This window comes from Nonomuraea sp. NPDC049695 (assembly GCF_040674955.1).
GTDB classification, from domain to species: domain Bacteria; phylum Actinomycetota; class Actinomycetes; order Streptosporangiales; family Streptosporangiaceae; genus Nonomuraea; species Nonomuraea helvata.
In genome coordinates, this window is sequence record NZ_JBFANV010000133.1 from 1 (window position 1) to 23257 (window position 23257).

Sequence of the window (23257 nt, forward strand, 5' to 3'; positions counted from 1 at the left end):
GGAACTGCTTCATGGCGGGGCTCACGCTACTGTACGACCAGGGGAGGAGGGCAATCGAAAGCCCGATCCTCCGGGGTGACATGAGGGGGAGTGCATGCGTGAAGGGGGAGGGCAGGTAGCGGGCGAGGAGGACGCCGGCGTGCTCGTGGGCGGGGACGCCTACGGCGGCGTCAAGCTCACGCCCACCCGCCCCCGCAGGCCGCTCAAGAGTGCCAAGGCCCGCCGGCGCAACGTGCTCGTCGCCGGCTTCCTGTCCACCGGCATCCTGGTCACCACCGGCGTGGTGTGGGCGACCCCGCGGCAGATCGGCACCGTCGACGCGGGCGTGTCGGCTGCGCCGTCGGCCCACGGCCCCGAGAACATCCTGCTGGTCGGCATCGACAAGCGCGACGACCTCACCCGCCAGCAGCAGAACCAGCTCAAGCTGGGCCGCGAGGCCGGCCAGCGCACCGACACCATGATGGTCATCCACCTGTCGGCGGACCACAAGCGCGTCACCGTGGTCAGCCTGCCGCGCGACACCTGGACGACGATCCCCGGCAAGGGCGACCACAAGATCAATTCGGCGTACCAGTTCGGCGGGCCCAAGCTCACCAAGCAGGCCGTGGAGGCCGCCACCGGGCTGCAGATCAACCGCTACATCGAGGTGAACATCCTCGGCTTCATCGACGTCGTCGACTCCCTCGGCGGCGTCACCGTCTGCACGCCCGTGCCGATCAACGACCCCAAGGCCGGGGTCAACCTGCCCGCGGGCACCCACCAGCTCCAGGGCGTGCAGGCACTCGGCTACGCACGCACCCGCGCCACGGCCCGCTCCGACCTCGACCGCATCGACCGGCAGCAGCAGGTCATCTCGGCCCTGCTCAACCGGGCGCTCAGCGCCGACACGCTGGCCAACCCGACCAAGCTGGCCGCGTTCGTCAACTCCACGCTGAGCACGGTCAAGGTCGATCCCGACGACGGGCTGCTCGGCCTGGCGACCCAGATGAGGGACGTCTCGCTCCAGGACGTGAAGTTCGCCGACGTGCCGCTGGCCAACGTCGACTTCAAGGCGCCCACAGGCGAGTCGGCGGTGCTGTGGGACAAGCAGGCCGCCCGCGACATGTTCGCCAGGATCAACGCCGACCAGGACCTGGCCAAGCCCGCCACCCCGTCGCCTTCCCCGAAGCCGACGAAATCCGCCATTCCGCCGGAGCGCATCACGCTCAAGATCAAGAACGGCACGCTCATCACGGGACTCGGCGCCCGCAGCAAGGCGGCGCTGGTCGCGTACGGCTTCAAGGTCCCCGGCGAGCCCGGCAACACGACCAAGAAGGACTACAAGAAGACGGTCATCCGGTACGGCGCGGACCGCGAGGACTCGGCGAAGGTGGTGGCCGCCGCCATCCCGGGGGCGGAGCTTCGCAAGGCGGACCTCGAGGGCATCGAGGTGATTCTCGGTAGTGACCAGCCGAAAATCGCGAAACCGAAGTCCGCTCCCATACCATCCTCCACGCCGAGTGTTACAAGTACGACTAAGACGGCAATGGAAAATATATGTAAGAAATAACAATAACGAGCGGCATATCGGGCAGGTGAGGCCCATGGTGGTCAGATCGTGGCGGGAAGACCCCTGCATGGTGCTGCGCGTGGTCGGAGATCTCGACGTTGCCGGAGCACCCCGATTGCGAGTCGAGCTCGATGAGGCCATCGAGGCCGCCGATCCGCTCAACCTCGTCGTCGACCTGACCGAGGTACCGTTCTGCGACTCCGTGGGGCTCGGCGTGCTGGTGGCCACGCTCAACCACGTCCAGCGCGTGAAGGGCCGCCTGATCCTCGTGCTCGGCCCGGGCATGATCCGCCACCTGCTGACGATCACCAACCTCGACCGGCACTTCGAGACGCGCGACTCCCTCGGAGAGGCCTGCTCGGCCTTCGGCAACGCCGCCTGACCTCCGCGAGGCGGCCCGGCTGAACCCCCGCGAGGCGGCCCGGCTGATCGCCTTTGTGCGAGAACGTGCGAGAACATGGTCATGTCAGCACGGGCACACCTCAGGTGCGGAGGCTTTCACGTTGTTCGACCAGTTCCCGGAGCCAGGGCGCTCTCAGCTCGCGGCCGCCTTCGACGAGGGCAGGACCCGGCCTGAGTGGTGCTTCGTGGAAGGGCAGGCCCGTCTCGCGTTCTGGGCGCCCTTCGCCGGCTCGGAGCCGGTGATCATCTGGCAGTTCGATCCGGGCCCCGACCCCGTCGCCGCGGCCGAGCTGCTGCGCAGCAGTCTGCGCACGATGGGTCTGAGCAAGATAATTTACGACATCTCCCTCAAGCCGGGCCTGGACCCTGTCGTCGATCGGGCCGTCGAGCACGAGGCCCTGACCCTGGCCGGGTTCGCCATGGAGGTCGAGCGGCTGGTGCTCGAATGGGTGGCGGGCAGCGACGTCCCGCCCGACCCCGGCCGCCTGACGTACCACCCGGCGCGCCGCATGGACCCGGCCGAGGTGATCGACATCCTCGTCCGCGTCTCGGAGGGCTCGCTCGACTACGACACGCGGATCGAGGTGGCCACGGCGGGCGCCGAGCACGAGGCCCGATGGATGTACGACGACCTCGTCAACCGGAAGGCCAAGCCCGACTGGTTCGTCATCGGCTACCTGGGCGACTCCCCCGTCGGCCTGGTGGCCCCCGACGACCACTCGATCGCCTACATCGGCGTCGTGCCCGAGCACCGCGGCCACGGCTACGTCAACGACCTCCTGGCCAGGGGCACGCGCACGCTCTCCGAGGCCGGCCTACAGCGCATCGTCGCCGCCACCGACCTCGCCAACGTCCCCACTGCCAACGCCTTCCTGCGTGCTGGATACTCGGAGATCGGCCGGTTGTTCCGCTATTACTGGAGGGCATCGTGAGACTTGGCGTCATGTTCGACCGGGACCTGCCGCCCGAGCAGCTGATCCCGTTCGCCAGGGCACTCGACGAGACGTCCGTGGACGACCTCTGGGTGGTGGAGGACCTCGGGTGGACCGGCGGCATCTCGGCCGCGGCCACCGCGCTCGCCGTCACCTCCCGGCTGCGCGTCGGCATCGGCATCACGCCCGCTCCCCTGCGTAACCCGATGCTGCTGGCGATGGAGCTGGCCAACCTGGCCAGGGTGCATCCCGGCCGGCTGGCCGCCGGCATCGGGCACGGCGTCGGCGACTGGATGCGCCAGGTGGGCGCCGCCCCGCCGTCGCCGCTGGCCCTCCTGGAGGAGACCATCACGGCCGTACGCGCGCTGCTGCGCGGCGAGACGGTCACCCTGCACGGGAAGTCCGTCCACCTGGACGGGGTGTCCCTGGTGCACCCGCCGGCCGTGCCGCCGCCCGTGCTGGCCGGGGTGAAGGGGCCGCGCTCGCTGGCGCTGTCGGGCCGGGTCGCCCAGGGCACGATCCTGCCGGAGGGCGTCGGGCCCGCGCAGCTGCCCGGCATCCTGGACCAGATCGGGGGCGACGCCGACCACGAGCTGGTGATCTTCACGTTCCTGCACACCGGGGCCGACTTCGCGGAGGTCACGCGTCCGATGGTGGAGGGGCAGGCGGGCTTCCTCGGGGTCGCGCCCGAGGAGGTGGTGATGGCCGTGGGCTCTCCTGAGGCGGCGGCCGCGCAGGTCAAGGCGCTGTGGGCGGCCGGGGCCGGCACGGTCGCGGTCCGGCCGCTCGGCTCGGACCCGATCCAGCACGTCACCGCGCTCCTCTCGGCTCTCTGAGGTCGCCGGGCCGCAGGCGCCGTCCCCCTATGGCCGAATGGCCGAATGGTCGATGGCGAGCGGCCGGTGGTCGGTCGGATGGTCGATGGCGGGCGAGGAACGCTCGGCCACGATCGTTGCCATGAGCATCCCGATGAGGCGAGTCGTGGCGGCGCTCGCCGTCGCGCTGGCGGCGGCCGGATGCGGGGTGGACCTCGAGGCAGAGGAGGTCCACTCCGCCCAGTCGTTCCCCCTGACCAGCACCTCCTTGCAGATCAGATCCTCCCTGGGCGGCGTGCGCGTCCTCCCCGGCACCGGCGGCCGGGTCGAGGTGGAGCGGTGGGTACGCGGCAAGGCGGCCGACGACGGCAACGCCACCTGGTCCCTGCGCGACGGCACCCTCCGCCTGGGCGCCGACTGCAGCATGGTCTTCGGCGACTGCGGCGCCCGCTATCACGTCAAGGTCCCGCCCGGCGTACGGCTGTCGATCGACGCGTCGGACGGCGTCATCCTGAACGGCCTGACTCAGGACGTGGACGTGTCCAGCGGGGACCGCATCCAGGTCACGGGCACCACGGGAAGGCTCCGGCTGACGAGCGAGGGGCCGATCACCGGTGACGGCCTGAAGTCTCCGGACGTCAGGTGCCGGACGTCGGACGGCGCCATCGACCTGACGTTCGCCGGCCCGCCCACCACCCTCGACCTGCGGTCACGGGACGGCAGGGTGACCGCCACCGTGCCCAGGGCCGCCTACGCGATCAGTGCCCGCAGCCAGGAGGGCACCGAACGTTCCGAGCTCAAGCACGACGCCAAGAGCCCCAACACCATCACGGCCCGCAGCACCTCAGGAGACGTCCGGATCCTGCTGGCCAAGTAAGGGGTCGAGGAACCGGCGGACAAGGGCTACAACCCGATGTGGCCGGGCTGGGGTCGTGGCCGTCCCAGCAGCATGATGCGCCCGCTCAGTTGTCGAAGGCCCATACCGCGGCGGCGATCGGCTCGAGCCCCGCGGCCAGCTCGTCGAGCTCGTCCGCACTGAGCACGTCGTACGCCGGCGCGGCCAGTTCGTCGGTGAGCGCCTCGATCCGCTGCCTGGTCTCCCGGCCGGCGTCGGTGAACCCGCCGGCGGCGTCCACGAGGCCGCGGCCGCGCAGCCCGTCGACCACGGCGGTCAGCCGTGCCTTGGGCAGGTGGTGGATCCGGCCGAACTCCTCCGCCCTCATTCCGAGGGAAACAGCCATGAGGACGTGGGCCTCGGTGCCGCCGATGCCGTGGGCGAGAAGGGCGGCGTTGTGGCCGTCCCCGCGGTGCTCCCGCAGCAGCGTCGCCGCGTGCCAGAGCCTGGCCACCGGCTCCTCGGGCACGTCGAGCGCCCGCAGCCCGGCGTACAGTGGTCGGCCCTCGGTCGGCGCGCTGACCGCTGCTCGGGTGGCGAGGTCGGCGGCCCGCACCAGACCGGGCGAGTCGGCGAGCTCTCCGATCATTTGCCGCAGGGCGGCGGTGCTGCCCCGTTCGCGCACGGCGATTGCCTCCTGCGGGGTGATCTTTCCCCACACCCAGGGGATGTGGCGTGCCACCTCGCCGTCGGCGAAGTTGTAGAAGACCGCGTGTACCACCGCGGCCGGTGCCGGCCCCAGCGGTGCGGCCCGGCCCGCGAAGTATCCGTCCCAGTAGTTGCGCATGCCGACGGCCAGGAACGCCTCGTTCGCCACCTCGGAGAAGGTGACGGTGGCGATCGGCTCGACGAGCTCGAACATGCGGTGGATCTTGGCCTGTGGGTGCTGCTGCATCGGTCGGCATCTCCCTAGGTCGTGACAGCTGGTCGTGACAACGCCCTCGTGGGCGACCGTTCACCCTGGCTACGAACGACGCGGCCCAGATCCGACAACTCCGGTCGATAATTTTCCGGTGATTCTGCTAGGCAGCGTCGGGGTGTCACCCGGACTCGTCACCGCTCGGTTGCCGCGGTCTGGTTGCCGGCTGGGCCAGGCTCGGTCCGTGCTCGCCACAGGCGATCGGCCCCACGGAGGTCTGGCTGCGCGGGGTCCCGCCGGGGAAGATCTCGCACTTCGCCGGGGAGGCATCCCGGCTGTGCTGCGCGTGTGGGGCGCCTGGGCGGTCGTGGCCGGGCTGGTCCAGCTGATCGTAGGTGTCACCCGACGCAAGATGGGCGGCCAGTGGCCGATGATCATCAGCGGCGTTCCTCAACCCTGAAGTAGCCCTCGGTCGGTTACTCCCAGATCCCGGCGTAACGCCCGTTCTCCGCGTTCACCTGGACCGGGAACAACCCCTTGTCCCTGAGGTCGTCGAACCGCTTCTGGTAGCTGGAGGAGGTCATGTCGATGTAGTGGGCCCAGGTCTTGTCGCCGCCCTTGCGCCACACCGCCGTGTACGTCCCGTCGGGCCCCACGGCGACCTTGACCGGCCGGAACCCCTGCTTCCGCTTGGCGTAGAAGGCAACCTCGTGCTGCTCCCTGGTCCTGCCGTACGTGCAGGACCAGGCCCCGCCCCTGTTGGCCGTCCACACGCCCACGTACCGCAGGTCGTCAGGGGTGCCGTACACGTCGACGGAGGTCAGCGCGAGCCCCTGGCCGGCGGCCTGCTGGTTGGCGGCGCCGAACTGATCGGGCGTCAGATCGGTCTTGGCGACGAACCTGCCACTTCTCTTCTCGAAGATCGCCGTGAACACCGGCGAGTCGGCCGGCCCGGTGGCCGAGACGGAAACCGGCTGCGCCCCTTCCCGCAACCCCTGGTCGAACCGCTGCTGGAACGTCTCGGCCGACATGCCCTGCCAGAGGCCCCAATTGGCCGGCGACCCGCCTTTCACCCATACGGCCGCATACCGCTCACCATCGGAAACGTTTACCGTAATCGGGCGGAAGCCCTGATCCCTGAGCTGGCGGACCCGCTCCACGCTCTGGGTGGCCGTCAGACCGTGGTAGGCGACCCAGGCCGGACGCGCCTGCGCGTCGGCCGCGGGCGCCATCGTCGCCATCGTCGCCATCATCGCCATCGGAGCGGCGGCTCCCATCAGCAAGGAGACGGTCTTCCTCGTGGCCCGCCGCATGACCCTCCCAATGTCGTTGCCCATTCGCGACGCTCGCGACGTTCTCGAGATGAGCAACGACCCTAACAGCCGTGGCCGCCCGCCGCTGGCAGGTCGCCCAGGGACGTCCCGGGGGCGGTGCACCGTCCCCCGGGACATCCCTCAGCCTCAGCCGACCTTCTCGAAGGGGGTCGGCGTCTGGCCCGTCCAGCGGTAGAGCTGTGCGGTGCCGGTGTACTTGCTGACGCCGTTGTCCGTGATCGTCCCCGACTTGGAGACGTAGTAGCGGCCGCCGCCCAGCGAGATCAGGCCGTACTCGCCGGTGAACTCCCAGCCCCTGACACCGGTGGCGTCGTGCTGGAGCCCGCCGGGCGCCAGCGTGAGCAGCCGGACCCGCTCGGGCTGCGACTGCCCGACGATGTCACCCTCGGCGGGCCGCGCGCCACCGTCCACCATGAAGAAGGAGTAGTTGGGGAACTGCGGCTTCTTCCCCTTGTAGACGGCCATCATCCAGTTGCCGGTGTGCTCGTCCCATTCGAGGTTCTGCACGCCGTAGGTGGTGTTGCCGGTGTAGGCGAAGTACTTGCCGTCGGTCTGCTCGGGGCCGCTCTTGTGCGGGTCGCTCTCGGTGAGCGGCTTCTCGTACTTCTTCCACTGCTGGATGTCGTACTGAAGGACGACCTGGTAGTCGTTGTCCTTCCGGTCGACGTTCGAGTAGATGCCGTACGCGACGGTGAGCAGCTGCTTGCCGTTCTTCCGCCCGAACTGCGGCCCGAAGGACACACCGTCGATGCCGCTGCACCCGTAGCGGTGGTCGGCCGTGTTGGCGACGTTCCCGTCGAACTTGCCGTCGCCGTTCATGTCGGCGGTGTAGTCGGCGACGACCTCCTTGAGGTAGACCGTCTTGACCACGCCGGTGCTCTGGGCATCCATGTTCGGGCTGGTGATGCGGTCGACATCGAAGATCGCGATGTAGAACGACTCCTGCTCCTTGTACTCCAGGGAGCCGTACACGCGGCCGTCCTTGGCGTTGAAGTCAAGATCGCCGAGGTGCCCGGTGAAGCCCGTCACCGACCCGATGAGGTTGCCCTTGAGGTCGGTCTTGACGAGGACGTTCGTGAACGAGAAGTACATGTACCCCTTGCGCTGGTCGATGGCGATGCCCTGGACGTGCCCTTCGGTCCAGGCGCCCCCATTGATCTCGGCCGGCAGCTCTCTGGGGCGGCCATCGGCGGTGGCTGGGGCGGCCAGCAGACCGATCGAGGCGGTGGCGGCCACGGCGAGCGTCAGGACTTTGCGCATGTTGCGGTACCCGTCTTCAGTTAAGGATCAGACCGAAACCAGACGTTATACCGATCGAGTGCTGCTGTCTGACATATGAGTGAACTAGCAGTGAAGTACCCCAAAACTACCCATGCGGCTCCTTAGGGGCGATACAGCCGCTCCAGCCCCACCAGAGCCACACGAGGATCATCGCCCCGGCGCGTCTGTCACTCCACGCCTGGTGGGTCCGCGGCGACGAGCTCGACCTCGAAGCCGTCCTTGTCCTCCAGGTAGGCGGCATAGTGCCGGTCTCCGCCGGCATAGGGGTGGCGGTCGGGGAACATCAGCGTCCAGCCCTTCGCGGGGGCCTGCGCCACCAGAGCGTCGACCATGGCCCGGCTCTCCACGTGGAAGGCCAGATGGTTCAGCCCGGGGCGGCATCGGTCGTGCCGGTCGGCAGTGAGCGCGGGCGACTGCTCCAGGACCAGGTACGTGGCCCCGAGCCGCCAACTGCGGCCATCGCTCCAATCCTGGAAGAGGGAGTAGCCGAGGGACTCAAGCAGCCACTGCCAGCTCGCGACGGCTCGTGGCAGATCGGGCACCCAGATCTCGACGTGGTGCAACATCCCCGTAGCGGACCCGCCACTCATCCCGCGCCTCCTTTGCTCCTCGGCCACATGCTCCAGGGACTCCATTGGCCGGATGCGGACACCGCCGCTCGCCAACCCTGGAATGACAGCAATCGTCCCATTGATGTCACGTTCCACCTCTAGCTATTTGGAGCCCTTAGTGCTCAAGCGTCTGCTCGTGGCGACCGGCGTCGCGGTCGTGGTCCTGCCGCTGGCCTCCACCTCCGCCCAGGCCGCAACCCCTGTCGTACAGATCGTCAAGGTGTATTACGATTCGCCGGGGTCGGACCGGGGCGGCAACGTCTCCCTCAATGGCGAGTACGCGGTGCTGCGCAACACGTCCAAGAAGAGCATCCAGCTCGACAAGTGGATCCTGCGGGACAAGACCGGTTACAAGTACATTTTCCCGAGCTTCACTCTCAAGCCGGGCAAGTCGGTGACCGTGCGCTCGGGCCAGGGGACCGACGGCACGACCACGCTGTACTGGGGTCGCAAGTGGTACGTCTGGAACAACGACGGGGACACGGCCGGCCTCTATCGAGGCAGCGACCTCAAGAAGATCGACACGTGTACCTGGGGACGCGGCGGCATCTCCACCCTCTGCCAGTAGTCCGGCACGACGCTGAGCACCCGCTTCCATGGAATCGGGTGCTTTGCCAGCGACCCGGCCGTGTCGAGTCGATCGAGGTGCTTCCGCCGAAAGCGCTCAAGAAAGCAGCAGCGAACGGGCCAGTGACCGTCGCCACATGGAGCATCGAGCCTCTATCGGCAATCCTTCCTTACAGAACGTGATCACCTGCAAGACAAGGCAGCATGGCCCCAGGCGCCGCCAATCTCAACGAGGTGTACGTCGCCGCCCGTTCATGCGGCGGGCGCCAGAGCAGGCCGAGCGCCACCATGTAGCCCAACTATGACCAGCTGGTCAGAAATTCAGGGACTCAGCCCGTGACGGTCGAGTTGCGGAAGAGGAAGTAGTTCGAGTGGTCCCTGTGCAGGTAGTGGTGGAACTGCGTGGCCTTCGCCTGGGCTGTCTTGTCGGCGGTGACGACCGTCAGGAGGACGTACGTCTTGGTCGCGCCCGAGCGGATCTTGCCGTAGGCGTATTCGCTGAGCATCTTGTCCCGGCGCCACTTCACCGCACGGGAGGACTTCGCCAGGTGCGTGGCCGTGGCCTTGGCGGCCTTCACGGTGGGGAAGGACATGATGACCTGGACCGCTGTGAGGTGCCCCCTGTAGGCCGAGTAGGCCAGTTGGACGGCGCGCTCACACTTGTTCTTGGCCAGCACACCCTGCCTGTCGATCGGGGCACAGGAGTCGTATGTCCAGCCACCCACCTTCTCCGCCTTGAACGTGACGCCGCCTGAGCGGAAGTTCCAGTTGCTCAACTCGTCGTCGTCGATCGATAAGCCCGGGCGTTCCTTCTCGCTGGGGCTCGGCTGGGCAGGTTCGGGCGTGGGGTCCGTGGTCCGCAGGGTCACGGCGGTGTCCGCGTCGGGGGCGTTCAGGTGCTTGTACAAGCTGAACGCGAAACCGCCCGGCAGCAGCACCACCAGGATCGCGACCATGGTGGTGGCCAGACCGGGGTAGTCCCGGGGGTCGGGTTGCCGGGGGTGTCCCATGCATTGATTCTGCTGTAGTTCATTACCGTCTGCCCCATCCATCCCAGCAGTGATGTTTGTTCCTTCGCTGAGCGGTGTCGCGCCAGGGACACTGCGTAAAGCAGCGACTGTGTCTTGTGGGCCGCCCGCCGAATGAGACGATGGCGTTGGAGGAGTTGGGCGACCGACCCGAACCGCGGAACCTGATTCCCGGTCGACTATTCGGGCGTAACGGCAGGCAATGCGACCCACCTGAAGGCAGCGCAACTGCACGTCCACCAGCTCTCAGCACAGCGATCATCCCGGAGCCGGAGTGCCCCGCCGGAGGCCTCTTGTCACCCATCAGTCGCCGACCCGGCCGCGCGCCCTCGTCGCGCGACGAGGCCCGGCCCGCACCTCTCCCGGCTCCTGTAGGTGGCCCGCAGGTCGATCAGCTTCTCCCTGGCCACCTCGTCCAAGGCCCGGCGCTGATCCGGGTCCTCCTCCTGCTCGCGAAGCCGTACGCCGACACCGACCTTGCTGAGGCCGCCGCCCGCGAGCAAATGTCCTACCGAGGCTTCTTCGCAGAACGGCTCATGACCTGAGCTCGTCGACCGCCTCACCTTCGGGCAACATCATCGAGATGGGCACCGACTCCTACGATCCCGGCCGACTACGATCCCGGCCGACTACGCCCAGGCCGCCGAACGCCTCGCCCACTCCTGGGGCGTGCATGCCGTGCGCGTCTCCTCCGACAAGCCCGGCCGGGTACGTCTGACCGCCGCCCCGGCTGCGGCCCGGGTGGCGGGGAATGCGGTGCTGCTGGTCCCGCACCGCGGTGAGAATCCCGACGAGGCCGCGCTGCCCGGTGACTACCCTGGAGCCACTGCGCGCGAAGATGACCAAACTCGCGGAACGCAGGCCCGACGGGCGATTCACCGCACGCCCGTAACCGCGCGAGGCGCGTGCGAGCGGGCATCGGGCTGGCCGAGATTCAGACGAACCCATGAGCAACCGGCTGCTCACGTGTCGTGCCCTACAGCAGGTACATGATCGACCCGTCCTTCTGAACTCCGGTCACCGGGTCTGGCGCGTTCGGATACACAGGGACTGGGGCGAGCAGTGCTGCCGCAGCGGCCACGAAGTGGGCCTCAATGTACCCGCCGTGGCGATAGCGGCTGTCGTGAGTGTCGGCGGTGACGAAGACGTTGTCGCGTATGCCCTGACGCATTGGATGGAGGAACCTCCGTTTCTCATGGATTTGCGCCCAGGGATAGACCAGGCCACCGCTGGTAACGGCCCACGAGCCCCCCGTCACCATCCTGTGAGCATGAGCAACTACGCAGACCTCGTCGGTACGAGTCAGGCGGGTGTTGGCCCGGGGTTCCTCCGGGTCGTAACGGCGGAACACGCGGGCGCCATGGTCGCGGGCAAAGACGAAGAACTCCCTGGCACGCTTGCTTAAGCGCGCAAGTTCTTGTTCCGCCGTACGTTGCACCTCAGCATGGCGTGCGGCTGCGGACTCGGCGTCACTCCTCAGCCGGCGCGCGTGGGCGGCGGCAGCATCTTCCAGACCGGACATGCATCCCCTCCGAATGCTTCTCGCTGCCTTAGTGAAGCAGGCATGACACTGAATGACATCCCCTACGGCATCGCCTGACGACTCAGCTTGCCCTTGCCAGAGCCAGTTCAAGTGCTCAGTGGATCGCCCTCCCCCGCCGCCACCTCTCCGAACGCGGCCTGGCCGCCGTCTACGCCGACGAACACGCCGGGAACACCACCCGCGCGCTGCCCGGCACCCCGAACACGGCATACCTCCCGATCAGCCAATCCACCCCTCCTTGCCCAGGCCGTGGTCGTCGGCGAACTCCTCTGCTCACATCTGGAAGGCAGCGTCCAGATCCACGAGCGTGTTGTCCAGGTCGAAGAGGGCGAGGCGCTGCGTGATCCCCGATCCTGCGGACATCAGGGCCGTCGTTCCGTCTCTTACGGAACAGGAACGGAACAGTGATCACCAAGCCCAGAACCGACACCTGTAGCTGGGGAGGCGGCGGTATCTCCACTCCCTGCCAGTAATCCAGCACCATCGACCAGGGTCCGTGCGCCGTGCCATCAACAGCGCGACATAACTGTGGCCGAGTTCGTCTCCAGGCTCGCGGGCATAACGAAGGGGCGAAGCGGCTTTTAGCTGGGGGTTTGGGGGGCCGCGCCCCCCAATGTCACAGCCTGAGCTTCCTTGCGCGAAGCGCCCCCTGGGAAGACCGTGCTTTTCCCCCGGGCTCCCTGGTTCCCCTGGGGATTTACTTGAGGAGCTGCCTGGCCATCACCATGCGCTGGATTTGGTTGGTGCCCTCGTAGATCTGGGTGATCTTGGCGTCGCGCATCATGCGCTCCACCGGGAAGTCCTTCGTGTAACCGTAACCGCCCAGCAGTTGCACCGCGTCCGTGGTGATTTCCATGGCCGCGTCCGAGGCGGCGCACTTCGCGGCGCTGGACAGGAAGGTCAGGTCCTTCTGCGGCTCCCCGTGCATCGCCCGCTCCGACTTCGCCGCCGCGTGGTACGTGAGCTGCCTGGCCGCCTCGAGCTTCATGGCCATGTCGGCGATCATGAACTGCAGCCCCTGGAAGTCCGCCACCGGGCGGCCGAACTGCTTGCGTTCCTTGACGTAGCCGATCGCGTAGTCCAGGGCGCCCTGTGCGATTCCCAGGGCCTGGGCGGCGATGGTGACGCGGGTGTGGTCCAGGGTGGCCAGGGCGGTCTTGAAGCCGGTGCCTGGCTCGCCGATCATGCGGTCGGCCGGGATCCGGACATCGTCCAGGATGACCTGGCGGGTGGGTGAGCCCTTGATGCCGAGCTTCTTCTCTTTGGGGCCGAAGGAGACGCCCTCGTCCGACTTCTCGACGACGAAGGCCGAGATGCCCTTGGCGCCCGCCGACGGGTCCGTCACGGCCATGACGGTGTAATACTCCGAGACCCCGGCGTTGGTGATCCACATCTTGGTGCCGTTGAGCACGTAGTCGTCGCCGTCCCGCACGGCCTTCGTCTTCATGGACGCCGCGTCCGAGCCCGCCTCCGGCTCCGACAGGGCGTACGAGAACATGGCCTCGCCGCTCGCCACCGCGGGCAGATAGCGCGACTTCAGGTCCTCCGAGGCCGAAAGGAGGAGGGGGACCGTGCCGAGCTTGTTCACGGCGGGGATCAGGGACGAGGAGGCGCAGGCGCGGGCCACCTCCTCGATCACGATGACGGTGGCCAGAGCGTCCGCCCCCGCGCCCCCGTACTGCTCGGGAATGTGTACGGCGTGCAGGTCCGACGACACGAGCGCCTTGTAGACGTCCCAGGGGAATTCCTCGGTCTCGTCGGCCTCGGCGGCGTGCGGGGCGATCTTCTCGTCGGCCAGGGCCCGGACCGTCTCCCTGAGCATGTCGTGCTCTTCGGCGGGCGCGTATAGAGGGAAGCTCATGCAGGAGATACTAGGACGTCCGACCTTTTGTTACCAGCTAGTACGGTTTGCGAAGAGGTGCAGGTGGCACGTAGGAGGTAGCGAGTCCCGGTAGCATGCCTGCGCGACCGAAAGGAGCTCACTCGTGCCATATCGCCTCACGGTGATCGGGACCGGATACCTGGGGATCACCCATGCGGCGTGCATGGCTGATCTTGGATTCGAGGTCCTTGGCCTTGACATAGATGAAGACAAGATCGCCAGATTGAACCAAGGTGAGCTCCCGATCCACGAGCCGGGGCTCGAACCGGTGCTCCGCCGCGGTCTCGAATCCGGCCGCCTCCGCTTCACCACCTCCTACGAGGAGGTCGCCGCCTTCGGCGACGTGCACTTCGTCTGCGTGGGCACGCCGCAGAAACGCGGCGAGTACGCCGCGGACGTCTCCTACGCGGACAGCGCCATCGAGGCCCTCGCCCCGCTCCTCGACCGGGAGTGCCTGGTCGTCGGCAAGTCCACCGTGCCCGTCGGCACGGCCGAGCGGCTCGCGGACAAGCTCGCCCGACTCGCGCCCGCCGGAGCGGAGGCCGAGCTGGCGTGGAACCCCGAGTTCCTGCGTGAGGGGTTCGCGGTCGAGGACACCATGCACCCCGACCGCATCGTGCTCGGCGTACGCACCGAACGAGCCGAGAAGGTGCTGCGCGAGGTCTACGAGCCGATGGGCGACGTTCCGTTCGTGGTGACCGATTTCGCCACCTCCGAGCTGGTCAAGACGGCCGCCAACGCCTTCCTCGCCACCAAGATCTCCTTCATCAACGCCATGGCCGAGGTCTGCGAGGCCGCTCACGCCGACGTCAAGCAGCTCTCCGAGGCCCTGTCGTACGACGACAGGATCGGCGGACGATACCTGAGCGCCGGGCTCGGGTTCGGCGGCGGCTGCCTGCCCAAGGACATCAGGGCCTTCATGGCGCGGGCCGGGGAGCTGGGCGCGGACCAGGCGCTGACGTTCCTGCGCGAGGTGGACGCCATCAACATGCGCCGCCGCGCCCGCATGGTCGACCTGGCCAGGGAGCTGGCCGGGGGCTCGTTCCACGGGTGCACCGTGGGTGTGCTGGGCGCCGCGTTCAAGCCCAACTCCGACGACATTCGCGACTCCCCCGCACTGGACGTCGCCGTGACCATCGGCCACCAGGGCGGACAGGTCACCGTGTACGACCCGATCGCGCTCGGAAACGCTCGCAAGGCTCACCCCGAGCTGAACTACGGCGAGTCGGCCGTTGAGGCGGTCCGCGGAGCACACGTCGTGCTGCTGCTCACGGAGTGGCAGGAGTTCGTGGAGCTCGACCCGGAGGAGCTGGGCGCGGTGGTCGCGACCCGGCGCATCGTGGACGGACGTAACGCGCTGAACGCCGAGACGTGGCGCTCCGCCGGATGGCACTACCGCGCCCTGGGCCGCCCGTAGCTCCGAGAAAGGCCGTCCGCGACTCCACGGGCGGCCTTTCTCACGCTAGCCCTGCAGCTGGGCGGCCTCCGCGCGGAGCTTCTCGCCCTTGGCGTACGCCTGCTCCTTCAGCCGCGCCTGGAACTCCTCCATGCGCTCCCGCAGCTTCGCGTCCGACGCGGCGAGAATGCGTACGGCCAGGAGCCCCGCGTTGCGAGCCCCGCCCACCGCCACCGTGGCCACCGGCACCCCGGCGGGCATCTGGACGATCGACAGCAGGGAGTCCATCCCGTCGAGGTATTTGAGCGGCACCGGCACCCCGATCACCGGCAGCGGGGTGACGGAGGCCAGCATCCCGGGCAGGTGCGCGGCGCCTCCGGCTCCGGCGATGATCACCTGGAGGCCGCGGGCCGCGGCGCCGCGGCCGTACTCGATCATCTCGGTGGGCATGCGGTGCGCCGAGACCACGTCCGCCTCGAAGGGCACGCCGAACTCGGCGACGGCCTCCGCGGCGGCCTTCATGACAGGCCAGTCGGAGTCGCTGCCCATGACGATGCCGATGGTCACGAGGCCGCCTTCGGCGGCGTCGTGCCCATCGGCAGGCCGATACGGCTGCGTTCCATTGTTCGTTCGCTTCGCTCTCTCATGTGTACTCCCCGGTGGTGAGGTAGACGGCGGCGTGGCGGGCGCGGGCGCGGACCTCTTCGAGGTTGGAGCCGAGGGCCGTCACGTGGCCGATCTTGCGTCCTGGGCGCACCTCCTTGCCGTAGAAGTGCAGCTTGATGCCCGGATCGTGGGCCAGCACGTGCTCGTAGCGCTTGAACAGGTCGGGCTCCTCGCCCCCGAGCAGGTTGGCCATGACGACGACCTGGGCGGTCATCTTGGGTGAGCCGAGCGGCAGGTCCAGCACCGCCCTCAGATGCTGCTCGAACTGCGACGTCGTCGAGCCCTCGATCGTCCAGTGGCCGCTGTTGTGGGGGCGCATGGCCAGCTCGTTGACCACGAGCCCGTTCGGGGTGTCGAACAGCTCCACGGCGAGCAGCCCGGTCACGCCCAGCTCGTGGGCGATCTTCAGGCCGATGCGCTGCGCCTGCGCCGCCTCCTCGGGGTCCAGCCGGGGAGCGGGCGCGATGACCTCCACGCAGATGCCGTCCTGCTGGACGGTCTCCACGACCGGGTAGCTGACGCCCTGCCCGTGCGGCGAGCGGGCCACCAGAACCGCGAGCTCCCGTTCGAACGGCACGAACGCCTCGGCGAGCAGCTCGACCCCGGTCGCGAACGCCTCCGCGACGTCCTCCGGGGACCGGCACACCCACACGCCGCGGCCGTCGTAGCCGCCGCGCACCGCTTTCAGCACCATAGGCCAGCCGTGTTCGCCCGCGAAGCGCTCGGCCTCCTCGGCCGACGACACGCGTGCCCAGGCCGGGCAGGGCACGCCGATCGCGCTGAGCCGCTCGCGCATGACCGCCTTGTCCTGGGCGTGCACGAGCGCGTCGGCGCCGGGGTGCACGGCGTGGCCGGCGTCGGCCAGGGCCCGGATGTGCTCGGTCGGGACGTGTTCGTGGTCGAACGTGATCGCGGCGCAGCCCTTGGCGAATTCGCGTAGATCGTCGAGATCGCGGTAGTCTCCGATGCGCGTGTCGACGATCACCCGTGCGGCGCTCTCCTCAGGGGTGTTGGCCAGCACTCGCAGCTCGACACCCAGCGCGATGGCCGGTGGCTGCGACATCCTGGCCAGCTGACCCGCGCCGACGATGCCGACGACCGGTCCGATGGGGCTGTAGGAACTCACGCCAGGTGAGCTTACCGGGACGGAACGACTTTCCCGGACGCTCTGGGCTGGGCGGCCGTTCCGGGTCGCCTTCGCAGGCACGACCGCCCAGCGCTCTGGCCCGCCCGCATGCCGGATGGCGCGGGAGGATGCAACGCAGCGTAATGCTCATTTTCCGTAAATGCCGGGCATAGGGCGGTATTTCTAAGCAGGATGTTCGCGAGGCTGATATCAGCCCTACATCCTGACCGGTACGCTGGAAGGATCAGGCACAGCGAGGGAAGGGACCGAGCGGAGACGTGAATTTCGTTGGACGCCTCTATGAGCGGTTCGCCTCGCTGGTCTACGAGCTGGCCAAGTTCGGCAGCATCGGGGCCATCGCCTTCGTGATCGACTTCGGTCTGCTCAACCTCTGCAACGTCGTGCTGGGCTGGGGCCCGCTGACGTCGAAGGTCGTGGCGACGACGATCTCCACGACGTTCGCCTACCTCGGCAACCGCTACTGGACCTTCCGGCACCGCGAGCAGAACGGGCTGGGGCGCGAATACTTCCTGTTCTTCCTGCTCAACGGCATCGCGCTGCTCTTCGGCATGCTGGCGATCGGCTTCACCACCTACACCCTCGACCGGCACGACGCGCTCAGCATCAACATCGCCAACATCGTGGGCGTCGGGCTCGGCACGCTGTTCCGTTACTGGTCGTACAAGAAGTGGGTGTTCCTGGAGGCCACCGAGCCGATCCCGGTGGAGTTGCCCGAGGCCGGGGTCAAGCAGGACCGCTGACCACCCGGTTCCTGTTGCCGTCGTCCTCCGCCGGGCGCAGGAAGATGGCGAACGTGGCAGGGCGGCGCCGTACCAGCTCCAGCCGGCCGCCGTCGGCGGCGGCCAGCGCGCGGGCGAGCGTCAGCCCCAGGCCGGTGCCTCCGCCGCCGCTGACGTTCCGCTCGAAGATCTTGGGGGCTATCTCGTCGGCGATCCCCGGGCCCTCGTCGGCCACCTCGATCACCACGTAGTTGTCGCCGCTGGTGGAGGTGACGGTGACGGCGCCGCCGCCGTGGCGCAGCGAGTTCTCCAGCAGAGAGGCGATCACCTGGCCGAATCCGCCGGTGGTGGCCATCGCCTTCAGCCCGCGCCCGCCCTCCAGACGCAGGATGCGGCCGGCGTCCCTGAACACCGGCTCCCACTCCCTGACCTGCTGGATGAGGACCTCGTCGACGGCGATCGGCTCGGCCTGGGCGTGGCGCTGACGCCGGGCCGCGGCCAGCAGCTCGTCGATCACGGCGGTGAGCCGCTCCGCCTGTACGATCGCCGCCTCGCCCTCCTCGCGTACGACCTCCGGCTCGTTCGCGGCGGACACGATCTCCTCAAGGCGCATGGTGAGACCGGTCAAGGGGGTGCGGAGCTGGTGGGAGGCGTCGGTGGCGAACTCGCGCTCGCGCGTGACCAGGTCGGAGATGCGGGTGGCGCTGCGGTCGAGCACCTGTGCCACCCGGTCCAGCTCGGGTATGCCGTATCGATGTTTGCTCGGCCGCGCGTCGCCCGACCCCAGCCGTTCGGCGATCTTCGCCAGGTCCTGCAAAGGTAGCGTCAATCGCCGGGACTGTACGACGGCCAGACTCACGGCCACCGCAAGGGCGGCGCCGGCCAGGGCGACGATGAGCATGAGGCGAGCCCGTACATCCTGCTCGACCTTGTCCCTGTCGCGACTTATCCGTACGTAGACGCCGGTGTTGGTCTGCGCGTCCTCCGTCATGAGGTGACCGGACGGCGGAGCGGTGCCGACCACGGTCACCCGGAGGGGGGTTCCGCGCTCCCAGATCTGTATGTACCGGCCCGGATATTTCTGTTCCAGCTGTTGAGGGTCGAGCGGTGTCTCCTGAACACGGGCATACTCGACCTCTCCCACGAGGCGCTTGGCCTCCGCCCCGAGCTCCTGAGCCGCCTCGTCGACGATGAGGCGGCTGACGACGACGCCCAGGGGGACCCCCAGCAGCAGGACCGCGATGACCGCGACGAGCAGCGTGGAGGAGAGCAGTCGGCGGCGCATCTCCTACTCGCGCTCGAACCGGAAGCCGACTCCCCGGACAGTAGTGATGTAACGGGGCTTCGCGGCATCGTCGCCGAGCTTACGACGCAGCCAGGAGATGTGCATGTCGAGTGTCTTGGTCGAACCCCACCAGTTCGTGTCCCAGACCTCGCGCATGATCTGCTCGCGAGTGACGACCTTTCCGGCGTCACGTACGAGCACACGCAGGAGGTCGAACTCCTTGGTCGTCAGGTGCAGCTCCTTGTCTCCCATCCACGCACGACGCGAATCGGCGTCGATGCGCACGCCCTGGACGACGGGAGTCTCGGAGGTGCCGCGGCGCAGCAGCGCCCGTACCCGGGCGAGCAGCTCGGCCAGCCTGAACGGTTTGGTGACGTAGTCGTCCGCGCCGGCGTCGAGTCCGACGACCGTGTCGACCTCGTCGACGCGGGCGGTGAGTATGAGAACAGGGGTGCCATGCCCCTCGGCCCGGATCCGCCGGGCCACCTCCAGCCCGTCCATTTCGGGCAGGCCAAGATCAAGAACGATGAGGTCGATGCCGCCCGACAGAGCACGCTCCAGGGCTTGCGGGCCGTCGGGGCTCACCTCAACCTGGTAGCCCTCGCGGCGTAGCGCACGCGCGAGCGGCTCCGAGATCGAGGTGTCATCCTCGGCGAGAAGTACGCAGGTCATGAAGCGATCGTAGGACCTTAGGCGATCGTTTCCCGGGCACAGCGCCGGGTTTGACTCGTCGTTGACCTATCCATTGACCTGGGCAAACGCTGCTAAATATCGGTTAGTCCGGATTAAATTACCGCTGTTGGAGCACCAGCCGAGCGGCACCGATCATGGCATTCCCGTTCCGCGCCATGAGCAACTCTCCGCGGCCGATCAGAACAAAAAGGGAATTGCGCGCGTCTCAGTGATCGTCAGTTCGCAGAAAGGTCATAGACGTGGTCGCAATCTCCAAGAAACTCTTCGCCGTCACCGCCACCGCCGCCGTGGCGCTGTCCCTGGCCGCCGCTCCCGCCTCCGCGGCGAGCAGCAGATCCCGCTTGATGAACGCCGCCACCGGGCTCTGTCTGGCCGTGGGCAAGAGCGAGGTGAAGGCCGGCAAGAAGGTCATCCAGTGGACGTGCTCCACCAACAAGGACCAGCAGTGGATCTACAAGGGGGGCAAGCTCGTCAACGCCAAGACCGGCATGTGCCTGGCGATCGCGCGTGGCGTCCAGGTCAAGGGCAAGTACGCGATCCAGTGGCCGTGCACCGACGGCGGGGCCGAGCAGGAGTGGGTCTACGACAACCAGCACCTGCGGAACCAGGCCACCGGGATGTGCCTGGCCGTCGGCAAGGGAGAGCGCAAGCCGGGCAAGTGGATCATCCAGTGGACCTGCCGGAACATCACCGACCAGACCTGGATCATGCGCTAGAGCCGGCTTCGGGCGGGCTCCGGCAAGCCCGCCCGAAGACCGTGGTCAGTCGTCGGACGACGGCGGCTCGGCGTAGCGAGCCAGGTACAGCTGCTCGCCCAGGCTCCGGATGAGGCTGAGCTCCGTCTCCAGGTAGTCGATGTGCCTCTCCTCGTCCTCCAGGATCTCCTCGAAGATCCGGGCCGAGGTGATGTCGCCCTTCTCGCGCATGAGCGCGATCGCCGGGCGCAGGCGCTGCACGACGGAGAGCTCGACCTCAAGGTCCGCCCTGAGCTGCTCCTCGACGGTCTGCCCGATGTGCAGGGTCCCCAGACGCTGGTAGTTGGGCAGGCCTTCGAGGAAGAGGATGCGATCGGTGAGGCGCTCGGCGTGGCGCATCTCGTCGATCGACTCCGCGCGGGTGTACTCGGCGAGTTTGGTGTATCCCCAGTTCTCCTGCATCTTGGCATGGAGGAAGTACTGGTTGATCGCGGTGAGCTCGGCGGTCAGCTGTTCGTTGAGCAACTCGATGATCTGCTTGTCGCCCTGCATGAAACGGGCCCCTTGCTATGCGGTCGTCAGTTCTTCAGACCTTTTCAGCATTGCACAGATCTTCCGTACACATCGGGCACAGTCCCCACCAGCACCTGTAGTGTCGCGAATCTGCTTCGCGCTCTTGGCCCCGGCAGCGATGCAGTCGTGCACCTCGTTCTCCGTCACAGCACGGCAAATGCACACGTACATCCGGGGGCAGGCCTCTCGACAAGCAGCAACAACAAAGGTTAGGCACACCTAAGGTAGCTCACTTTGGTAAGGCTTGCCTACGTTAGGTAGGCCACACTCTGTTATCCGACGTGCGGGGCCTCCGCGCCGATCGTGGTCGAGTCGCCGTGTCCCGTGTGCACGACGGTCTCGGGAGGCAGCGTCAGCAGCCGCTCCCGGATCGACTCGATGATCGTGTCGAACGAGCTGTACGACCGGCCGGTCGCCCCCGGGCCGCCCTTGAAGAGGGTGTCGCCGCTGAACAGGGCACCGAGGTCCGGGGCGTACAGGCACACCGCCCCGGGCGAGTGGCCGGGCGTGTGGAGCACCTCCAGCGCGATCCCGCCCACCTCGATCTTGTCCCCGTCGGCCAGCGGCTCGTACGGCACCGCGTCGCCGTACTGCTGCTCCCACAGCACCTGGTCGGCGGGGTGGAGCCGGATCGGCGCGCCGGTGAGGTCGGCGAGCGGCTTGGCGGCGTTGATGTGGTCGTTGTGCGCATGGGTGCAGATGACGGCCTTGACCGTGCGCCCGCCCACCCGCTCGGCGATCCGCCCGGCGTCGTGCGCGGCGTCGATGACGACGACCTCGCGGGCGTCGCCGATCAGCCAGACGTTGTTGTCGACGTCCCAGGTGCCGCCGTCCAGCGAGAACGTGCCCGAGGTGATGACTCTGTCGATCATCTAGAACTTCACCACCGAGCGCAGCACCTCGCCGCGGTGCATCTTCGCGAACGCCTCCTCGACCTGGTCGACCTCGATCGTCTCGGTGACGAACTTGTCCAGCGGCAGCATGTTCTGCAGGAACAGGTCGATGAGCATCGGGAAGTCGCGCGAGGGCAGGCAGTCGCCGTACCAGGAGGATTTGAGCGAGCCGCCGCGGCCGAAGACGTCGAGGAGCGGGAGCCCGAGCTTCATCTCAGGGGTGGGGACGCCGACCAGGACGACCGTTCCGGCCAGGTCGCGGGCGTAGAAGGCCTGCTCGTACGTGTCCGGACGGCCCACGGCCTCGATGACCACGTCGGCGCCGAACCCGCCGGTCAGGTCGCGGATCGCCGCCACCGGGTCGTTCTCGCGGGAGTTGACGGTGTGGGTGGCGCCGAAGTCGCGCGCCCAGGCCAGCTTGCGGTCGTCCACGTCCACCGCGATGATCTTCGAGGCGCCGGCCAGCGCGGAGCCGAGGATCGCGGCGTCCCCCACGCCACCGCAGCCGATGACGGCGACGGAGTCACCGCGGGTCACCCCGCCGGTGTTGATCGCGGCGCCGATGCCCGCCATGACGCCGCAGCCCAGCAGCCCCGCCACCTGCGCGGGCGCCTCGGCGGAGACCTTGGTGCACTGCCCGGCGGCGACCAGCGTCTTCTCCAGGAACGCGCCGATGCCCAGCGCCGGGGACAGCTCCGTGCCGTCCTTCAGCGTCATCTTCTGGGTGGCGTTGTGGGTGTTGAAGCAGTACCAGGGGCGGCCGCGCAGGCAGGCGCGGCACCGCCCGCACACCGCGCGCCAGTTGAGTATCACGAAGTCGCCGGGGGCCACGTCGGTGACGCCGGGGCCGACCGCCTCGACGATGCCCGCCGCCTCGTGCCCGAGCAGGAACGGGAAGTCGTCGTTGATCCCGCCCTCGCGATAGTGCAGGTCGGTGTGGCAGACCCCGCAGGCCTGCACGTCGACGACCGCCTCACCGGGACCGGGGTCCGGCACGACGACCGTCTCCAGTGACACTTCCTGACCCTTGGCTCGGGCGATGACGCCCTGCACTTCGTACGGCATGGCAGCCATCTTGTGTCAGGAGCATGATCTCCGCAAGACATAGGGCTGCACCAGGCCGAGCCCCCGGGCGGGACGACGTCTTATCTTGCGCAACTCGAACCCCTCGAGCCCCTCGGCCAGTTCCTTCTCGTCGAGCTCGCGAACGCGCCTGGCGTGGTGACCTGCTCTTTCTTGACTGCTCCTCGCCCGAAGGCGGGGCATTTCTGGCTCACGCTGCCTGACGGTCCTTCGGACTGTCGGGTCTTACGCGATCGACACCAGCCGGGTTCAGACCAGCCCGGACCAGCATCACCTGGGCGGAGTTCTTGTCCCGGGGCCGGGATGTTCCGCACGCGGTGCAGGTGTAGGTACGTTCGTGAAGAGGTAGTGCGTGCTTGGTTCTCGCTCCGCACGGTGCGCATTCGGTGGTGGTGTGCGCCGGGTGCAC

Annotated in this window: 27 protein-coding genes; 10 read left to right on the forward strand and 17 right to left on the reverse strand. The window is 67.9% G+C overall.

Annotation, left to right across the window (positions count from 1 at the left end; genetic code table 11):
* The first annotated feature begins 94 nt into the window (after window positions 1-94).
* The 5 genes from AB0J64_RS52770 (at window position 95) to AB0J64_RS52790 (ending at window position 4575) form a co-directional block, all read left to right on the forward strand.
* Window positions 95-1549 (forward strand): LCP family protein, encoded by a 1455-nt coding sequence (locus tag AB0J64_RS52770; RefSeq protein ID WP_364045396.1) that lies wholly within the window; start codon window positions 95-97, stop codon window positions 1547-1549.
* A 34-nt stretch (window positions 1550-1583) separates the two neighbouring features.
* Window positions 1584-1931 carry an STAS domain-containing protein gene (locus AB0J64_RS52775; protein ID WP_364045398.1) on the forward strand — a complete coding sequence of 116 codons (348 nt, stop codon included), beginning with the start codon at window positions 1584-1586 and terminating at the stop codon, window positions 1929-1931.
* A 121-nt stretch (window positions 1932-2052) separates the two neighbouring features.
* Window positions 2053-2883, forward strand: coding sequence for a GNAT family N-acetyltransferase (locus AB0J64_RS52780; protein ID WP_364045400.1), 831 nt, complete (start codon window positions 2053-2055; stop codon window positions 2881-2883).
* Window positions 2880-3719 carry an LLM class flavin-dependent oxidoreductase gene (locus tag AB0J64_RS52785; RefSeq protein WP_364045402.1) on the forward strand — a complete coding sequence of 280 codons (840 nt, stop codon included), beginning with the start codon at window positions 2880-2882 and terminating at the stop codon, window positions 3717-3719. Before AB0J64_RS52780 ends, AB0J64_RS52785 begins: the two co-directional genes overlap by 4 nt.
* Window positions 3720-3840: 121 nt before the next feature.
* Window positions 3841-4575, forward strand: a complete 735-nt coding sequence (locus AB0J64_RS52790; RefSeq protein ID WP_364045404.1) for a DUF4097 family beta strand repeat-containing protein — start codon at window positions 3841-3843, stop codon at window positions 4573-4575.
* A gap of 85 nt (window positions 4576-4660) precedes the next feature.
* On the opposite strand, the gene AB0J64_RS52795 is transcribed toward AB0J64_RS52790, so the two are convergent.
* Entirely contained in the window at window positions 4661-5488 is an 828-nt protein-coding gene (locus AB0J64_RS52795; protein ID WP_364045406.1) for a hypothetical protein, read from the reverse strand.
* Window positions 5489-5789: 301 nt separating this feature from the next.
* On the opposite strand from AB0J64_RS52795, the gene AB0J64_RS52800 reads away from it, so the two are divergent.
* Window positions 5790-5912, forward strand: a complete 123-nt coding sequence (locus AB0J64_RS52800) for a hypothetical protein (RefSeq protein WP_364045408.1) — start codon at window positions 5790-5792, stop codon at window positions 5910-5912.
* Between the two features lie 16 nt (window positions 5913-5928).
* Here the strand turns inward: AB0J64_RS52800 and AB0J64_RS52805 are convergent, their stop codons facing one another.
* The 3 genes from AB0J64_RS52805 to AB0J64_RS52815 form a co-directional block, all read right to left on the reverse strand.
* On the reverse strand, window positions 5929-6765 hold the full coding sequence (locus tag AB0J64_RS52805) for a hypothetical protein (protein WP_364045410.1): 837 nt from the start codon (window positions 6763-6765) through the stop codon (window positions 5929-5931).
* 147 nt (window positions 6766-6912) lie between these two features.
* Window positions 6913-8046, reverse strand: coding sequence for a hypothetical protein (locus AB0J64_RS52810; RefSeq protein WP_364045412.1), 1134 nt, complete (start codon window positions 8044-8046; stop codon window positions 6913-6915).
* A gap of 188 nt (window positions 8047-8234) precedes the next feature.
* Window positions 8235-8657, reverse strand: a complete 423-nt coding sequence (locus AB0J64_RS52815; RefSeq protein ID WP_364045414.1) for a VOC family protein — start codon at window positions 8655-8657, stop codon at window positions 8235-8237.
* Window positions 8658-8796: 139 nt separating this feature from the next.
* On the opposite strand from AB0J64_RS52815, the gene AB0J64_RS52820 reads away from it, so the two are divergent.
* On the forward strand, window positions 8797-9246 hold the full coding sequence (locus AB0J64_RS52820; RefSeq protein WP_364045416.1) for a lamin tail domain-containing protein: 450 nt from the start codon (window positions 8797-8799) through the stop codon (window positions 9244-9246).
* A 328-nt stretch (window positions 9247-9574) separates the two neighbouring features.
* Here AB0J64_RS52820 and AB0J64_RS52825 read toward each other — a convergent pair whose 3' ends face one another.
* From AB0J64_RS52825 to AB0J64_RS52840, 4 genes are all read right to left on the reverse strand, one after another.
* Window positions 9575-10255 carry a hypothetical protein gene (locus AB0J64_RS52825; protein WP_364045418.1) on the reverse strand — a complete coding sequence of 227 codons (681 nt, stop codon included), beginning with the start codon at window positions 10253-10255 and terminating at the stop codon, window positions 9575-9577.
* A gap of 314 nt (window positions 10256-10569) precedes the next feature.
* Window positions 10570-10776 carry a hypothetical protein gene (locus AB0J64_RS52830; protein ID WP_364045420.1) on the reverse strand — a complete coding sequence of 69 codons (207 nt, stop codon included), beginning with the start codon at window positions 10774-10776 and terminating at the stop codon, window positions 10570-10572.
* Window positions 10777-11249: 473 nt separating this feature from the next.
* Window positions 11250-11795 (reverse strand): hypothetical protein, encoded by a 546-nt coding sequence (locus AB0J64_RS52835; RefSeq protein WP_364045422.1) that lies wholly within the window; start codon window positions 11793-11795, stop codon window positions 11250-11252.
* A 718-nt stretch (window positions 11796-12513) separates the two neighbouring features.
* A complete protein-coding gene (locus AB0J64_RS52840) occupies window positions 12514-13677 on the reverse strand; it encodes an acyl-CoA dehydrogenase family protein (RefSeq protein ID WP_344996844.1) in 1164 nt (387 codons plus the stop codon).
* Window positions 13678-13801: 124 nt separating this feature from the next.
* Here AB0J64_RS52840 and AB0J64_RS52845 point away from each other — a divergent pair, with 124 nt between their 5' ends.
* Window positions 13802-15115: a UDP-glucose/GDP-mannose dehydrogenase family protein gene (locus tag AB0J64_RS52845; protein ID WP_364045425.1), complete on the forward strand. Its 1314-nt coding sequence runs from the start codon at window positions 13802-13804 to the stop codon at window positions 15113-15115.
* A 45-nt stretch (window positions 15116-15160) separates the two neighbouring features.
* Here AB0J64_RS52845 and purE read toward each other — a convergent pair whose 3' ends face one another.
* Together purE and AB0J64_RS52855 are read right to left on the reverse strand one after the other, a co-directional pair.
* The gene (gene purE / locus AB0J64_RS52850) at window positions 15161-15643 is read right to left on the reverse strand and encodes a 5-(carboxyamino)imidazole ribonucleotide mutase (RefSeq protein WP_364045444.1); all 483 of its coding nucleotides are present in this window, start codon (window positions 15641-15643) and stop codon (window positions 15161-15163) included.
* A 94-nt stretch (window positions 15644-15737) separates the two neighbouring features.
* Window positions 15738-16886, reverse strand: coding sequence for a 5-(carboxyamino)imidazole ribonucleotide synthase (locus AB0J64_RS52855; RefSeq protein ID WP_364045427.1), 1149 nt, complete (start codon window positions 16884-16886; stop codon window positions 15738-15740).
* 278 nt (window positions 16887-17164) lie between these two features.
* Here AB0J64_RS52855 and AB0J64_RS52860 point away from each other — a divergent pair, with 278 nt between their 5' ends.
* Window positions 17165-17647, forward strand: coding sequence for a GtrA family protein (locus tag AB0J64_RS52860; RefSeq protein ID WP_364045429.1), 483 nt, complete (start codon window positions 17165-17167; stop codon window positions 17645-17647).
* Here the strand turns inward: AB0J64_RS52860 and AB0J64_RS52865 are convergent.
* Window positions 17631-18911, reverse strand: coding sequence for an ATP-binding protein (locus tag AB0J64_RS52865; RefSeq protein ID WP_364045431.1), 1281 nt, complete (start codon window positions 18909-18911; stop codon window positions 17631-17633). The genes AB0J64_RS52860 and AB0J64_RS52865 overlap by 17 nt on opposite strands.
* 3 nt (window positions 18912-18914) lie before the next feature.
* Window positions 18915-19583: a response regulator transcription factor gene (locus tag AB0J64_RS52870; protein WP_012888073.1), complete on the reverse strand. Its 669-nt coding sequence runs from the start codon at window positions 19581-19583 to the stop codon at window positions 18915-18917.
* Between the two features lie 260 nt (window positions 19584-19843).
* Between AB0J64_RS52870 and AB0J64_RS52875 the strand changes: the two genes are divergently transcribed.
* Complete coding sequence (locus tag AB0J64_RS52875; RefSeq protein WP_364045433.1) at window positions 19844-20320, forward strand: RICIN domain-containing protein; 477 nt, start codon at window positions 19844-19846, stop codon at window positions 20318-20320.
* Window positions 20321-20365: 45 nt separating this feature from the next.
* On the opposite strand, the gene bfr is transcribed toward AB0J64_RS52875, so the two are convergent.
* The 5 genes from bfr to AB0J64_RS52900 all read right to left on the reverse strand — a co-directional run bounded on the left by bfr (window position 20366) and on the right by AB0J64_RS52900 (window position 23257).
* Window positions 20366-20851, reverse strand: coding sequence for a bacterioferritin (gene bfr / locus AB0J64_RS52880; RefSeq protein WP_364045435.1), 486 nt, complete (start codon window positions 20849-20851; stop codon window positions 20366-20368).
* 15 nt (window positions 20852-20866) lie between these two features.
* Window positions 20867-21043 carry a (2Fe-2S)-binding protein gene (locus AB0J64_RS52885; RefSeq protein WP_345002194.1) on the reverse strand — a complete coding sequence of 59 codons (177 nt, stop codon included), beginning with the start codon at window positions 21041-21043 and terminating at the stop codon, window positions 20867-20869.
* 101 nt (window positions 21044-21144) lie between these two features.
* Complete coding sequence (locus AB0J64_RS52890; RefSeq protein ID WP_364045438.1) at window positions 21145-21744, reverse strand: MBL fold metallo-hydrolase; 600 nt, start codon at window positions 21742-21744, stop codon at window positions 21145-21147.
* The gene (locus tag AB0J64_RS52895; protein WP_364045440.1) at window positions 21745-22830 is read right to left on the reverse strand and encodes an S-(hydroxymethyl)mycothiol dehydrogenase; all 1086 of its coding nucleotides are present in this window, start codon (window positions 22828-22830) and stop codon (window positions 21745-21747) included.
* A gap of 208 nt (window positions 22831-23038) precedes the next feature.
* The gene (locus tag AB0J64_RS52900; RefSeq protein WP_364045442.1) at window positions 23039-23257 is read right to left on the reverse strand and encodes a zinc ribbon domain-containing protein; all 219 of its coding nucleotides are present in this window, start codon (window positions 23255-23257) and stop codon (window positions 23039-23041) included.